This window comes from Frischella japonica, assembly GCF_014489845.1.
Classification (GTDB): domain Bacteria; phylum Pseudomonadota; class Gammaproteobacteria; order Enterobacterales; family Orbaceae; genus Frischella; species Frischella japonica.
This window is the reverse complement of sequence record NZ_JABURY010000008.1, coordinates 1-14154: the sequence shown is the minus strand read 5'-3', so window position 1 is coordinate 14154 and position 14154 is coordinate 1. Positions and strand designations below refer to the sequence as shown.

Sequence of the window (14154 nt, the reverse complement as noted above, 5' to 3'; positions counted from 1 at the left end):
TTCCTCTACTTTCTAAAAAATCACCGTGCGTAAAAATTTGAGGAGGGGGGTGGTCTTTTAGCTTTTTGAATTTCTTTGAACATTCCCCCCTACCCACTCATCATATCTGAGGACTGCTATCAGTTGTCTTTATTATGAAGATGACCCAAATCCTCGTTTATCGATTACTCTTGTCTTATAGCTATGGCAATCACGGCATAATGGTTGATGATTACTTGCTTGCCAAAAGAAAGGATCTCTTTGCCCATACTCAACAGGTTTGATATGGTCTATCAGAGTAGCAGGAGTTAGTAATCCTTTATCCTTACACATCTTGCATAATGGGTTATGCTTGAGATACTCAGCTCGATATATTTGCCATCTGTGGTTATAGCCTCTCTGTGCTGCAGTTCCTCGTGCCTTATCCTGTTCTTTACCTGCTCTATGCTCGTTACATCGTCCCGATTTAACACGGTTACGACAGTTAGGATATGAGCAACGTCTTAATGGCTGTATTGGCATTACTCACCTAATAGATAGCTGGGTCACGGTAAACACTCCATAGTGAAGATATGGCTAACGGTACTTCGTTTACTGCATTAGTGGTAACCATTTCTCTGTTCTCATATAGGTGAGCAATATACATAAGGCAACCTGCTTTGATTGCTGGAGTAAACTCCTGTTTATCAAATGATTTACCGATATGCTTTTGACAAGCTTCAAGGGCTGCATCTATATAGACTTGAAGTAAACTATCTTCTAAGGTGTCACTTTCATCAATGCGACAATGTAACTTAACTTCTTGTAAGGTAATATTAGTTATCATTTAAACCACCTTCACATAACAATTCTAAATAAGTCTTTCTGGCATCAGGTAATACTGCTTTGATATTTAAATATTGTGAGCCAACTATCAGGTGCTTAATCCGCCAAGTGGTATCAATATCCTTACGGTAGCGAATATAAATTCTTATAGTAGTACTGCTCATTTCTCGCTGAGATAACATAAGCTCTTTACCTGTTACTGCTTTGACCTCAGCCCATACAGTTGCTATGTCTTTCCACTCTTTAATAACTTGGCCAAATGGATCTCGGTAGCTCTCGAATTTCTGTAAGGTAATACGCTGTCTTAACCGTCCTATAATCATTTGGCATTATCCTTTTTAACTTCTACGGTTTGCTTCCATGCCTGACTAAACTCTTCACCGCCCTCATAAGGTAGTAATCCCTCTTTTAACCTTGCTTCATTAGGATTCATTACCCCTGATTTAATCGCAATGTTATAACTGTTAAAGCGATCTATCGGACTGGTCCGCATCAGATCGGAGGTATCAAACTCAATTAAATAACGGCTTTTATCTTCGCTAACATCTATCATCAAGGCGTCTTTTAATTGTTGTTCAAAGTTAGTTAGCCATGGCCTTAGCGTTAATGTTAAAAATGAGCGTGTTGCTTCTGAAAAGTTACTGTATGAACTATGCGAATATTCTTGTATAAACATTGGGCTAATATTGAATATTCGAGCGATATCCTCAATTGTAAATCGTCTGCTCTGCAACCACTCAGCATCTTGATTACTCATACCTAATTGCTCGTACTTCATGCCACCCTCAAGAATTGGGGTTTTACCTGCGTTCTTTGCACCTTTGTAGCGTTCTAATGCGTTTAGGGCTTTTTTGCCTTTTGCATCGTCCATCCATTCAGCCATTGAAACATAACCACTGGCCATTAAACCATTTTTCATGACCGATGACCCATGCCGTTGTTGCGCAAGCCCTAATCCTATAGCTTCACGGCATATTGTCACAGGTGAACGCCCGATAAAACCGTCATCACTTGCATAACGCAAATGTAATACTTCATCTTGTAAGTAATTTGTGACATTGCCGTCCTCATCAACAATCGAGTAAGCATAACGTCCATTTCCTAATCGTTTTGGGGTAACTGCATAAGGTGGAAAGCTTTCAAGTCCATTAGGTCGTCCGTCTTTACCCCAATGAATAACCGCATAAGCATTACCCCCTAATAAACAGTGTCGCATCATAGTCCGCTTAAATTGGTATGGTGTTTGCTTGGTATTTGGCATCTCATTAAGCAAATATTCAACCGGATGAGTTGATACTCGTTCACGTTCGCCCTTTTTATTAAGCTTATAGAGATAACACGGCATAGAAGCAACCGCTTCACTAATTACCGTGACAGCATTCATCACTGCAGGCAATGCTTCGGCAGAACTGGGTGAGACATATTCCCCCGAATTGGTATTAGGCAAGCCAAGATAAGAGATTAACTCGTCTACCGTCATACTTCGCTCTTCTTTCTTCTTACGGCTAAATAATCCCATGCTTATAACTCCATAAGGTCAAGCCATGCTTTGCTTAAATCTGGTTTTAATTTAGCTTTAGCTTCAAGCATTGAGCGTTTAGCGATTTGGATATCACTTTCTTGGTAGGCTGGCATACTTGTAACAGTTACTTCGAATAGTTCAGCAGTATTTACAGTCCTGATACAAGGCTCTTGATTAAAATCCCATGATTCAGTTGTGGCCATAAAACCAAACGACATACCGCGAATATCACCACGATCAACACTAACGAGTAAATCACGTCCTAATTGTGTGTCGGGTGGTGTAAGCTCAAATCTTAGCCCGATATCATCCTCATTAAGAATTAATGTATTAGATGTTGTCCGACCTAATAGTGCTTTGTGGTCATGTTCAAATAAAGCGCGAATATCAGGATTTTTGCTTAATGATTGGCTAAAGGCTTTTGGCGAAAATTGCTCATAAAATTCACCCCATATTAACTGTGATCGGCTATTCCACTTAACCACATAACCCACAAGCTTAGTATCATCTCGTGATATCTCAGTGCTTCTTATTTCATATTGTTTCTTATCCATATCAACCTCAAAGGGGCATATAGCCCCTGTTATTATTTATTTGCTGATAGTTCTAAGATTTTGATAGCATTAGAATCAACCAAACCACCACCTAAATACTTATCAGTGTGAACTTTATAGAATCCTGGTTCTGTAATATTATCTGGACGAGTTCTTACACCTGTTTCGTGGTCTACAATGTAGTAACCTCTTTTAAAATCACCAACGGCAACGACTGCGCCTGTATCATTCATATTTTCCAAATAATGAACAGGTTTACCTAAAAGCATATCAGGATCACCTGCTTTTAATCCGTCACGCCAAATATAATCACCATTACCATTTTTTAGTTTTTGTAATGTTGCTGCAGTATTTGAGTTCATTACCCATACAGCATTTTTACGGTATTTCTTTTTAAGTTTGAAAAGTAAATCAATCAAACTATCAGCCGTGATTGCGGTAATTGTCATTTTTTCAAGAGTACCAAATGGACGATCTTTATCTGCTTTTACTGCTTGCGGATAAGCAAGAAAACCTTTAGCTTTTTTCGTGCCGTCACCACTGATAAGGTCTAATTCCTCAGTTTCGACAAAAGTATCCTTGATTTCATCAGTTAACCAACTTAAAACATCTAGATCACTAAAGTCTAAGATTTCTTGAGTCGTTTTAGGATAAGCATAAATTGGGTATAATTTGATTGATACTTCTTCAAGTTTAGGGGTAGCTGTCTCTGTTCGAGCTGTTCCCTCTTCGCCATGATTAACTACTGCACCACCTACCGATACCAGTTTTTTATACTCATTTGAGCCAATTTTTTTGACGGTACAGATAGCACGCATTTCGGATTCATCCGATAACTGGCGCATGATTTCCTTATCTAACTCAGGAATAACCGTATAACCACCATCAGCAGGAACGCCAGTAGAAAGTGAACGAGCCTCACCAGTACGGATATAGTTGCGTAATTCTTCGTTAGTGATTTTTTTATCAATTGGTTTAGCTTTATCCGCAAGGCTACGCTCTTCGTTGGCTAAGGTTTCATAGTTTGTAATTTCGGTGTTTAACTCTTCTACTTTTGCCTTAATGGTGTCGAATTGTGTTTTTTCTTCTGGGGTCATACTGCGATTTTCTTGCTCGGCTTTATCAAGCATTGATCGCATTTCAGCTACTTTGGTTGCTTTTAATTGACGTAATTCAATAAGTTTTTTCATATCTTTATTTACCTGTATTTATTGTTATTTACAGCGAGATATGAAAGGCTTTGAAAGGTGATAGCGATTAAACTATAAAAGGTGCTGCGCTTTGGTTTTAGACTGCCATATCTGCGCTAATTATTGGTTTTTCTATTAACCCAAAAAGCAGTCTAACAAAAAAAAATACTATTGTTAATTCAATTGGTTAGGTAAAATCCCTCTGAAAGCATCAGAACAAAATTATTTTAAATTTTCAGGTAAATAATGCATGATTGTGCTTTGTGCAGAATATACAGAATCAGCCATTGATTGTCCTACATTACACCCTATTCGAGCTCTCAAATCAGAAACATACGCTTGATTGAGTGCAGGCTCAATAATGTATTCTTCTTCGCGTGTTGCTTCGTTTTTATTAACCTTTTTACGCAAAGCTGATTGTAATTTTCTAATATCATTTTTAATATCTGCATATTCCATTTTTATGTCATCATCTTTTTTGTATTTTGGATAACTTGCATCTATTTTTTTTCCTAATTCAATCAATCTATTATAAATATCTGCTAGTCTTTTCATATTTATTTCCCCCTATGTTGTGAAATGTAATTTTCTTCTAATGCTGCATCAGGAAACCAGTCATTACATTTATCATAATCAAGATGTAAGTTAGTTCTGCGTCCTTCACTTTGTCTAGCTCGTATAATGACTTCTACATCATACTCTTTCATTGCTGAAGGTAGTGCATTAACAAAGTTACGAAGTGATAATGGATTTTTTAAGTTATTATTTTCGATAAAAGTAATATAAGCATGATATAAAAACCGCTTAAACTGTACTGGTGTTGAGTATTTACCTATCATCATTCCATCTGGTTTGTCGGTTGCAAAGAGATAACTACAAAAATCAATTAATGGATTAGTCAATCTTTTAACTTCGATAGCTTCTGATGATTTTTGTTGCTTAATTAGTAATGATTTAGCCTTGCTATCATCCTCAAAATAGTTAAAGAGATGTCGAATAATAACGGATAATTCTGCACTAATTTTATCTTTAAGATTAGGATCTCTTTCGTTAGCAGGGACAGGCTCGCCAAAGTGAAAGATCACTCTTCGTCTGGAAATGCCTCCATCATCATTACTAAATGTCATTGGATTATTGTTAATGGCTAATATAACTCCCTGAATTTTGGCAGAATAAGGTTTCTTATATTTTTCATCTATGGCTACATCATCACCCCCAGTAATTGCCTTGATACCGTTACCCTCACCGATATATTTTGCTTGGTCTGGTAAGATGATCAATGATTGCCCAACAATAAGCGATCTTTCCCTTGGTTTTTCTAAGGCTTCCATATTAGCCGATACAGTATTATTCTTGCCTGCTAGCATGGTGGCAATCTCAGCAAAAACACTTTTACCGCTACCACCTGCGCCCGTAACCTCTATGAACAATTGCCAGTCATAACGATTAGCTAAAATCATGTATAGCGCTGCCTTTATCGCATCCATTTTTATCTTATCTTTTTTAGCTGAACGAGATAGCCATTGATAAAAATTAGGTGCATGAAGTTCCAAGTTTTCATTAGTTACACTATCAACATAATCAACATTATTAATTGACTGTAACCAATGTCTTTTGGCATGGGGTTTAAATGCACGATCATTTAAATCAAAGATACCATTTCTAAATCCTATTAAATTTCTGGCTTGATCTCCTTTCAACGGTATTTGTAATTTCATGGTGTCAATGGTCGATTTAATGCCTTTTTCAGAATAGTGAGCATTTGATTGTCTGAACAATTGAACTAATTCACGCTTTAGATCCATTTCAGAAATTATTTGCCAAACATTATCCTTATATAAATAAACTTCATTTGTTAACATATCTAAGGCGAGATTATTATCATAATGCTCTATCAGTACATCAGCTTTCTGGCTAGCTTGCATTTGTGATAAGTCAGGAACAGCTTTTTGTTTAACTTCGGTAAAATGCTTCTTACTCTCTTTAATTGATTTTTTAATATTCTTGTTAAAATCCTGCTTGGCTTTTTCAAGTCCAAATTGTTGCCTGTAATCATCCCAATCTGCTTTAAAATCCGTTTCAGGTATCGAGTAATAGCCATTGACTGCTTGAGCTGCTTCCATTGCTTTAGCTAAGCCCTTATTCGGGCTTTGGTCAATATCATTATCACCGGCTATGATGATTTTAGCAGTAGAATTTATTTCACGGATAGACTTAGCGACATGAATAAGATTACCTGCGTCAATGGCTGATATAACAAGAGACTGATGACGGAATTCCGCTATCGATATTCCTGTGGCTAAACCCTCACAGATAATAATTTCATTATGTGCGAGCAATTTTGCACACACCTCCTCTGGCTTGCTCAAAATTGAGCCGACTAAAATAAAAGCCCCTTTTTTGCTTGAGCTTTTCATTAAGTGTTTACTGCCGTCAGGTTCGATAAACTGACCGCCTGCATATTCATTATGAAGATTCAGAATAGGCGCAAAAATACGCCCGTTATCCAGTAAAGGTAAGTCAAAGATTAATCCTTTCTTGGTGAGGTACTCAGATTGCCCTAATGTTGTTTTAGAGAGTAAATATTCGACTTTTTTACATACGGAATTTTCTGGTATGTTGTTATTATGCAACTGTTCGGAATCTCTTTTTCTAAATACGGTTTTTTCTCGTATTTGGTTACTCTGATTAGGCAGATTCAAACATTCCGCCACTTTGATTGATGCTTCTTTAGTACTATGATGGTAATAGTTCTTAATCAGTTCTAAGCCGTCACCACTACCACATTGATTACAAATATAAGTACCTCGTCCATTTTGATTATCAAATCTAAATCTATCTTTACCGCCACAAACTGGGCAAGCGCAATGCTTGCCATTACCTACTTCAATGCCTAATGAATGCAAAATATAATCCCATTTACCTACAGCTTGGGTCGTAATATCACTTATTTTCATCTTGCAACCCCTTACGTTCTGTCTCGCTTCTAAATAAGGCTTTAGAATCACTAACTAAATCAGATATGGCGCTAAGGGCATAAGAACGTAGTTCATCATTTAGCTGACTTCCAGAATCACACTCAATCATTAAGAGAATTGAAATAGCATTGGCTTGACCGAGTTTAGAGTTAATTGTATCTATCGCATCCAGTGAGGTATTAGCCATTATTATTACCTCCTTTGAAATCAATTTTTAATAGTTCTTTATAGGCATCTTCGATTAAGTCACCTATAACCCAAAGTAAGTTACCTGTATCGCAGTGTTCCATGAAAGGCTTATCCAATCCCTCATCTTTATAATTATGATTATCCAAGACCACCTTAACCATGCTTTGAGTTTGCGCTAATTTAGCTTCGATATTATTTATTATCTGAATATTATTATTACTCATAAAGATAACCTCCAAAGCTTCTAGTGTCTTCAATGAATGGATATAAGCGGATTCTTGAAATAAATATCAGGGATTGCTTACCTAAATTCTTTCTGGCTTCACGTTCGGTTGTTGCCTTTGTTTGTACTACTTGAGCCGTTGATAGGTCATAGAATTTGTATAGTTTGGATTGTCTTGCACATAGGTGTGCGTTATCATAGCGGTTAGCCATAATCATTACTCCGTATAATGCTTGGGTTAGATCCCTCGATAGTGTTCCACCACTTCGGGGGATTGTTTTTTCTTTCATGTGATAGTAATATGTCATCACACATAAATACATTACCATTAACGTAATAGAGGTGTCAATACACATGACAGAAAAAAGACGAGGAAATCCACCATTCCAATTTAGATTAGATCCTGATTTACGGCTTGCCATGGAAAAAGCACAAAAAGAAGATGGCGACGAATCGCTTGCTGGCTGGATGAAAAGAATACTCCGCAAAGAATTAGCTTCACGAGGATTATTAGATAAATAACTAAAATCCTTTCGAACGCTTCCGAAATCTACCCACTTTATTAACTCTGCGCTATTATAAAAACGTGCTTTAAATGCGTGACGCTTTGGCACAAATTCAATGCATCTAGTAAGTTTTATTGTCATTGAAAATTCCTTGTTAATTGATTTGAGTGATTGAATAGAGGCAACTGTGACAGGTTGCCTTTTTTATTTATATCAAAGCCAATTCGGGTTGGTATTTTGCCCATAATGCCCTTTCCTCTGCGGTTAAATTAGCTTTCCATTTTTTGCAAGCTTCTAAATTACGTCCTCTTCTGCTTGATTCAATGCGATATTCTTTTTCACGTTTTGCATGATCATTCAAGAAAGCCCAAGGCACACCATAAGCACCAGTTTTGCGAATAGTTGGAATGACTTCACCAAATACCCAGTTACTAAATTTATAAGCAAATGTTCCTTGTTGAGTTGCTTTTCTACTTCGTGAAATGAGCTTATAAAATCCTGATTCTGAAACAATATTGAAAATAGGATTACCAGCTTCCGATTTAATACCCTTTATTAAACATAGGGTATTCTCATTTTTATCTAGTGCTTTAATTGCGTTAGTAACATTCTTAATTTCTAAAGCCTTGCAAACATCAGCTGCTATAAACCACGGTTCGCCCAATCGAGTAATAATTCGCACTTCGATACCATCGAATTTAATTACGCTTAATTCATCTTGTTTAACAATCATCTTAGTAGCTCCCATTGGCAAATCCTCGGCGTTTAGTCGGTTGATTAATCTTTTCTACTGGTGGCGGATTATCTATCCAGTGAAGTAATTCCACTAATGACCAACCGCAAGAGTTAGCACCTAACGATTTTCTTAATGGATATTTACCCTCTTTCTCAAGTTGCCAAGCAGTAGAACGGGCGATACTAGTAATTTTGTATCTTTCATTTTCACGAACCAGGCGATCATATTGAATGCCGTATTTATCTCTGGTTGCTTTGTGTTGTTCTGGAGTGATTGAATAAGTCATTGAAAGCCCCCTTACTGTACTCGGTTGCTTTCTAAATAGGCTTGTACTTCGGTTATATCATAAACAGTTCGACGTTTTGATAACTGAATACCTTTAGGGAATTTAGGATTATAGCGTAATGTGTTTTTTGAACAGCCTAGCATTAAAGCTAGTTCATCTAAGGAATAGTATTTTTGTATTGTATTTAATTGCATTGTTTTTCCTCACTGAATTAATAATGTTTAATACAATGAGGATTTTAGGATAGAATTTTTTAGTTTTTGGAAATATCCAAAATCAGTTCGGAAATTCCGAAATTATTTTTTTAACCAGCTTTCAAGTATTTTACCTGACGGGTATTTTAAGGCGTTTAATTGAAATTCTTTTACAAGTTCACTTCGCTTATTTTCAATAAAATTTCTTGGGTTATCTATAGCTTTGTCACCATATTTCAACAGTAATAAATTTCTAATAAACTCAATTTGAAGATTGGTAGGTTCTGTATCTTGTTTTTTTTCTTGTGGATGATCTAATAATGATAGTTCAAATTTCTTTATTTCTTCCGCCTCAATAAATAACTCAATATCATTATTAATTTCTGTAGCTGGTATATAATTATTTATGTCATAATCTAGATGTTCGCTAACTAGTTCCATAAGATTTTTTTCTTTCTTTAATGTATATAATTTGCAATAATCATTGTCTCCCTTCAGATAAATATAACCATCAAAAGAATCTATTGAGCTTTGACCATTCAATTTTCTTTTATAGTTTTCTATTGCTAATCTATTACCCCCAATCATCGGAAAGAGCCAATAATCATTAAGTCTTAAATCTACAATAAAATGCTTATCCCCTTTTAATTTGATATTGCGAGTAAAATTTTCACCACATTTTACATCGTCTATCATTTCGTCATCAGTTGCAGATTTATATATCTTAATGAGATTACCCATGGTTGCTAATGGTTCACAGACTGATAATGGAATAGCTTTTACTTTCGAATGGGTAGCTTTAACTTTAAGAGAAATATGATTATCTAAAATTAAGTCTAATATATCTTTATTGGTTATAGATTCTCCCAAAGAAATACTTAATAATTTAGCCGTATCATCAATAGATAAATATTTTTTCAATTGAAACAATTTATTTGACATTACTATTTGCTTCCCTTAAACAAAATCCCTAACGGTGAAGTTACGCCAGTCCGTTAGGGTTACGAACGTTCGGGAGCTACCCTAGGCGTAACTAATTTAATCTATTAAATAAGTTTGAATATAATTATACCACTACTGGATAAAATTACATGCATTTTAAATACCACTATTTAGTGGAATTTAGCTAGCCAAAGGAAAGGATCTCATTTAGGAAACTGCACGAATTTGGAATCAATTTAATGGCATAATTTTATGTCATATATGTTATTATTATCTTTTAATAACACTAAAAAAAATATATATAAATCAATTATATTATGTTATTAGTGTTGTTAGTGTTATTAAAAATATATATAAAGTAATTCTTATATAAGAGACAATAAAAAACCAGTCTAACTGACTGGCTTAAATATGTGAATATGACAAAATTAAATTTATAGTTTTAATATTAACTACCTGACAAGGATATATTTCCTTGGCTAGTTTGCTCTACAAAATCCCCCCACCATTGCATCATATCTCTACGTTTATCTAGGTAGGTTGCTCTGTTGTAAATTGCTCTCACTGCATTCCTATCGACGTGGGCAAGTGAGACTTCAATCAAATCATAATCAAAGCCATGTTCATTTAATGCTGTAGATGCTAATGACCTAAAGCCATGAGCAACTAACTCACCTTTAAAGCCCATTCGTTTTAATGCTGTATTGACTGTTTCTTTATTCATATGTTTATTGAAAGGTGCTTTTAATGTTGGAAAGACATATTCACGATGACCACTAATAGGCTTCATTATCTCAATTATCTTTATTGCCTGTTTATTTAGTGGAATAGTATGATCTCTTCTCATTTTCATTTTCTCTGCAGGTATCGTCCATAATTCATTTTTTAGGTCTATTTCGCTCCATAATGCAGATACTGCCTCAATTGGTCTTGTTATGGTAAGTAGTTGCCACTCAATCAAGCATCTTGTTTGTAATTCAATACTAGCCAAAGAAATAGCTTTCATAACTCTTGGTAACTCTGACGGAGGTAACGAGGGCATATTTTGTTTATGGGCGACTTTAAACACAGCCCCTATTTTACCCGTTGGATTATATTCAATCAGATCATTGTTAACAGCATAAGTCATTACTCTATTAATTCGCTGTGATATCCTCTTAACTGTATCTAGTTTACCGGCACATTCAAGAGGCTTTAAAGCTTCAATAAAATCTTTTGCCTTTAGCTGTGAGACGGGTATATCGCCAAGGATAGGATAAATATAATTAACAAATGAATTTTTTATTCGCCTAATTGTTCCACTAGTGATATCTCTTGAGTTCTGTTGTTCAAGCCATCTTTCAGCCACTTTATAAAATGTATTATCTTTCTCTTTTTTTGTTTGGATTTGTATAGATTGTTTATGCTGTTGTGGATCTACTCCTTGAGATACCAAAGAACGATATTCATCTCTTTTTTGTCTTGCGTTAAGTAATGTGATTTCTGGATAACTACCAAAGCTAACTAATGTACGTTTTTTTGAATCAGGACTAATATAATTAAACCGCCAAATTTTAGAGCCATTAGACTTAACTAATAAATATAAACCATTGCCATCTGATAAAGTAAAATCCTTTTCCTCTGGCTTGGCTGACTTGATTTGAGTATCATTTAGGGGTTTTATAATCTTGACCATGTTATACGAATTTAAGTTATATTTGAGCGTATAACATAATATATAACATAAAAGTTTGAATTTCGCTAAATCTTCTTGAACTTAGTTAAACAGTAAATTAGCTATAAAGCTTGTTATATAAAGGTTTTTTGAACGTTTTTGAGTTTGGATGAATTAAGGAGTGGTGGGTTGTGAGGGGATCGAACCCGCGACCAATTGATTAAGAGTCAACTGCTCTACCGACTGAGCTAACAACCCACTTAAACGAACGCTGCTAATTCTAATGGATCTACTGTAAATATTCAACCTAAATTATTATTCAATTTTCACCTTTGATATTCAGGCCTAAACATTATTATTTAGTCTTTAATATGGCATAACATAAATTCGACATTATTTAGCAGTTTAATGGCATTAAGATAGAGCGATGCAATATCCGTCAGCTGGTCGTCCGCCGTAGCCTGTTTTACCTGACTCACTAAAGCTAATTCCGCATCGTTATCACCACCACTGCCATCCATCACAACCGGACTGCCTAAATAGTGGCTGGCGGTTTGAGATAACACATCACTGTGATACGCATAGTCTGGCTTGTCCTGACCTTCACTGTGGCGGATAGCATGCAGGGCTTTCAGGGCGCGTTTAAGCCATTTAACATCCGGTATTGCCCCTTCACCCTCACCCGCACCGCAGCTACCGATACGCTGCCTTGCAATAATAAAATCCGTATGATTAAGTAAAGCCAGCATGTGATAAAAAAACACCCCCACCGTCTCATCCGGACGAAAAGCGGCTTGTTCATCAACCGGTTTGGCTTGTAGTCCTCGTTGCGGTAAAGCTTTTTGATTAATCAAACTTGCCATTGCCTCATCAAGCTCAATGGTAAACGGCGAATTACCTGACGCCAGCAGGCTCGACAATTCATCAACCCAGCTTTGTGCCCGTTGTTTAACCCGCAGTGGTTTATCACCACGCAGCGCCAAATCAACGCTTCCGCCTAAACCGCCTAAAACGATATGTACCTTTGGTAAAACCTGAGTGGGGGAAAACACCTCGCCATGTTTTAAAAAAATCTCGTCGGCGCTGGTTGGTGTGGTTGTGACGATGTGGTTATTTGCTGCATCAAAGATTTGAATCTGCTCTGGCGGGTGATTGAGCAAATCCACCACCAACCAACTGTCATCCGGCTCAAAAGTCGGCTCTTTTTTAACTATTGGCATGGCTTTAATTGCGTCAGAATAAGATACCGTGCCACAATAGCCATTAATCACCGGCAACTGAACTAATTTTTATATAGCAATATCCAGAATCAACTTAGATGATTTATCCTTAATTTTTTAAAGTATTCATTTGCATGACCGGTATGCTTTTTGATTTGTTCCGCTATCCAAGGTAGCATAGGCAGCCCAAGTGCCACCTCTAAACACAACTTAGGTTACTTTAAAGTCAGATTTTTTTGAATATCATTGGAGCTGATAGTGCCGGTATCACAGTATTTTTGAGCAGCAAGCGACAGCTGATCAATGATTACCATAATTGAGTAAAACATAGAATCTTTACTATAGTTATGTTCCTGTGATTAACTCCCATTTAACTTATATTGTTGCTCAGATATTTTTTTTAGTACTTGAGTTAATGTTAATTCATTTAGACATTTACTGATATCACTCTTAGAATAAGATATTTTCAGTGATTCAAAATATTGCTCCAATCGCCATTCGTCCAACACATCTGACTCTGATAAATAGCTATGAATATTGACAACGAGCTGGGGTAAAGGCTTATTTCTAATAAATTTTAGTCCCTTACCATGCTTTATAAATAGCCATTTTTGCCCATTAACCTCTAATTCTCCTTTTCGAGGGCAATCTAATAACAGATTATAATCCTTAACTTCTGGATAAACCCTCTTAAAAACAGACATTAAGTTATTTTGTAATTTAATTAATTCTTCAATATATTCTTTCATATCAGTACCTCGAGCGAGCCTCTGCTGCTTCTAATAAGAGCTGATTACCTTGGGCTTCTGTAACTTTGTTTATTCTAATTGGTATATCTTTTATGCCAGCTTTAACTGCTGCCGCTGCTCTATGATGACCATCAATAATAATCATCTTACCATTAACGATAGCTACATCGATAGGTTGAGTGGTATCAAATCCATTAGCCTTCATATCCCTTACTAATCTTTTAATATCTGAGCCTGAAATCTCATTTGAGTTTTGCCGACTAATTAAACTTTTAGGATCTACATTTTTAATGGCTTGCTCTGTATTAGATATTACACTTGCCTCCTTTCCAGCATTAAATTCCTTTAGTTCAATCACATTCTTCTGATTTAAGCTGATTTTGTCAATGGATATTGTCACTTCGGTC

The 14154-nt window shown here is 36.0% G+C and carries 20 protein-coding genes and 1 tRNA gene; 1 reads left to right on the top strand and 20 read right to left on the bottom strand.

What is annotated here, in order from left to right; genetic code table 11:
* Positions 1 to 132: 132 nt before the first annotated feature.
* From FcAc13_RS03800 to FcAc13_RS12495, 11 genes are all read right to left on the bottom strand, one after another.
* Positions 133 to 501 (bottom strand): HNH endonuclease, encoded by a 369-nt coding sequence (locus tag FcAc13_RS03800; RefSeq protein ID WP_187754881.1) that lies wholly within the window; start codon positions 499 to 501, stop codon positions 133 to 135.
* A gap of 7 nt (positions 502 to 508) precedes the next feature.
* Entirely contained in the window at positions 509 to 805 is a 297-nt protein-coding gene (locus FcAc13_RS03795; RefSeq protein WP_065798209.1) for a head-tail connector protein, read from the bottom strand.
* Entirely contained in the window at positions 795 to 1127 is a 333-nt protein-coding gene (locus tag FcAc13_RS03790; RefSeq protein WP_187754880.1) for a phage head closure protein, read from the bottom strand. Before FcAc13_RS03790 ends, FcAc13_RS03795 begins: the two co-directional genes overlap by 11 nt.
* On the bottom strand, positions 1124 to 2323 hold the full coding sequence (locus tag FcAc13_RS03785; RefSeq protein WP_187754879.1) for a phage portal protein: 1200 nt from the start codon (positions 2321 to 2323) through the stop codon (positions 1124 to 1126). The genes FcAc13_RS03790 and FcAc13_RS03785 overlap by 4 nt, the downstream gene beginning before the upstream one ends.
* Positions 2324 to 2325: 2 nt before the next feature.
* Positions 2326 to 2880, bottom strand: a complete 555-nt coding sequence (locus tag FcAc13_RS03780) for an HK97 family phage prohead protease (protein WP_065798212.1) — start codon at positions 2878 to 2880, stop codon at positions 2326 to 2328.
* A 32-nt stretch (positions 2881 to 2912) separates the two neighbouring features.
* The gene (locus tag FcAc13_RS03775) at positions 2913 to 4070 is read right to left on the bottom strand and encodes a phage major capsid protein (RefSeq protein ID WP_187754878.1); all 1158 of its coding nucleotides are present in this window, start codon (positions 4068 to 4070) and stop codon (positions 2913 to 2915) included.
* Between the two features lie 222 nt (positions 4071 to 4292).
* A complete protein-coding gene (locus FcAc13_RS03770; RefSeq protein ID WP_065798214.1) occupies positions 4293 to 4625 on the bottom strand; it encodes a hypothetical protein in 333 nt (110 codons plus the stop codon).
* A gap of 2 nt (positions 4626 to 4627) precedes the next feature.
* Positions 4628 to 7027, bottom strand: coding sequence for a phage/plasmid primase, P4 family (locus FcAc13_RS03765; protein WP_187754877.1), 2400 nt, complete (start codon positions 7025 to 7027; stop codon positions 4628 to 4630).
* A complete protein-coding gene (locus tag FcAc13_RS03760; RefSeq protein WP_187754876.1) occupies positions 7014 to 7235 on the bottom strand; it encodes a hypothetical protein in 222 nt (73 codons plus the stop codon). Before FcAc13_RS03760 ends, FcAc13_RS03765 begins: the two co-directional genes overlap by 14 nt.
* Positions 7228 to 7461, bottom strand: coding sequence for a hypothetical protein (locus tag FcAc13_RS03755; protein WP_187754875.1), 234 nt, complete (start codon positions 7459 to 7461; stop codon positions 7228 to 7230). Before FcAc13_RS03755 ends, FcAc13_RS03760 begins: the two co-directional genes overlap by 8 nt.
* The gene (locus FcAc13_RS12495) at positions 7454 to 7672 is read right to left on the bottom strand and encodes a host cell division inhibitor Icd-like protein (protein WP_187754874.1); all 219 of its coding nucleotides are present in this window, start codon (positions 7670 to 7672) and stop codon (positions 7454 to 7456) included. Before FcAc13_RS12495 ends, FcAc13_RS03755 begins: the two co-directional genes overlap by 8 nt.
* Before the next feature lie 142 nt (positions 7673 to 7814).
* Between FcAc13_RS12495 and FcAc13_RS03745 the strand changes: the two genes are divergently transcribed.
* The gene (locus FcAc13_RS03745; RefSeq protein ID WP_187754873.1) at positions 7815 to 7982 is read left to right on the top strand and encodes a hypothetical protein; all 168 of its coding nucleotides are present in this window, start codon (positions 7815 to 7817) and stop codon (positions 7980 to 7982) included.
* A 192-nt stretch (positions 7983 to 8174) separates the two neighbouring features.
* On the opposite strand, the gene FcAc13_RS03740 is transcribed toward FcAc13_RS03745, so the two are convergent.
* The 9 genes from FcAc13_RS03740 to FcAc13_RS03700 all read right to left on the bottom strand — a co-directional run.
* On the bottom strand, positions 8175 to 8714 hold the full coding sequence (locus FcAc13_RS03740) for a BRO-N domain-containing protein (protein ID WP_187754872.1): 540 nt from the start codon (positions 8712 to 8714) through the stop codon (positions 8175 to 8177).
* Entirely contained in the window at positions 8701 to 8988 is a 288-nt protein-coding gene (locus tag FcAc13_RS03735; RefSeq protein WP_065798220.1) for a helix-turn-helix transcriptional regulator, read from the bottom strand. The genes FcAc13_RS03740 and FcAc13_RS03735 overlap by 14 nt, the downstream gene beginning before the upstream one ends.
* 11 nt (positions 8989 to 8999) lie before the next feature.
* Complete coding sequence (locus tag FcAc13_RS03730; RefSeq protein WP_187754871.1) at positions 9000 to 9182, bottom strand: helix-turn-helix transcriptional regulator; 183 nt, start codon at positions 9180 to 9182, stop codon at positions 9000 to 9002.
* A 102-nt stretch (positions 9183 to 9284) separates the two neighbouring features.
* The gene (locus FcAc13_RS03725) at positions 9285 to 10124 is read right to left on the bottom strand and encodes a hypothetical protein (RefSeq protein WP_187754870.1); all 840 of its coding nucleotides are present in this window, start codon (positions 10122 to 10124) and stop codon (positions 9285 to 9287) included.
* Between the two features lie 448 nt (positions 10125 to 10572).
* Entirely contained in the window at positions 10573 to 11799 is a 1227-nt protein-coding gene (locus tag FcAc13_RS03720; protein WP_187754869.1) for an integrase domain-containing protein, read from the bottom strand.
* Positions 11800 to 11960: 161 nt separating this feature from the next.
* Positions 11961 to 12036 (bottom strand) — tRNA-Lys (locus FcAc13_RS03715).
* A gap of 101 nt (positions 12037 to 12137) precedes the next feature.
* Positions 12138 to 12938, bottom strand: a complete 801-nt coding sequence (locus FcAc13_RS03710) for a hypothetical protein (RefSeq protein ID WP_187754868.1) — start codon at positions 12936 to 12938, stop codon at positions 12138 to 12140.
* A gap of 419 nt (positions 12939 to 13357) precedes the next feature.
* Positions 13358 to 13747 (bottom strand): DUF6896 domain-containing protein, encoded by a 390-nt coding sequence (locus tag FcAc13_RS03705; RefSeq protein ID WP_187754867.1) that lies wholly within the window; start codon positions 13745 to 13747, stop codon positions 13358 to 13360.
* 1 nt (position 13748) lies between these two features.
* Positions 13749 to 14154 (bottom strand): ParB/RepB/Spo0J family partition protein (locus FcAc13_RS03700; RefSeq protein WP_187754866.1); only part of this gene is annotated, 406 nt, incomplete at its 5' end.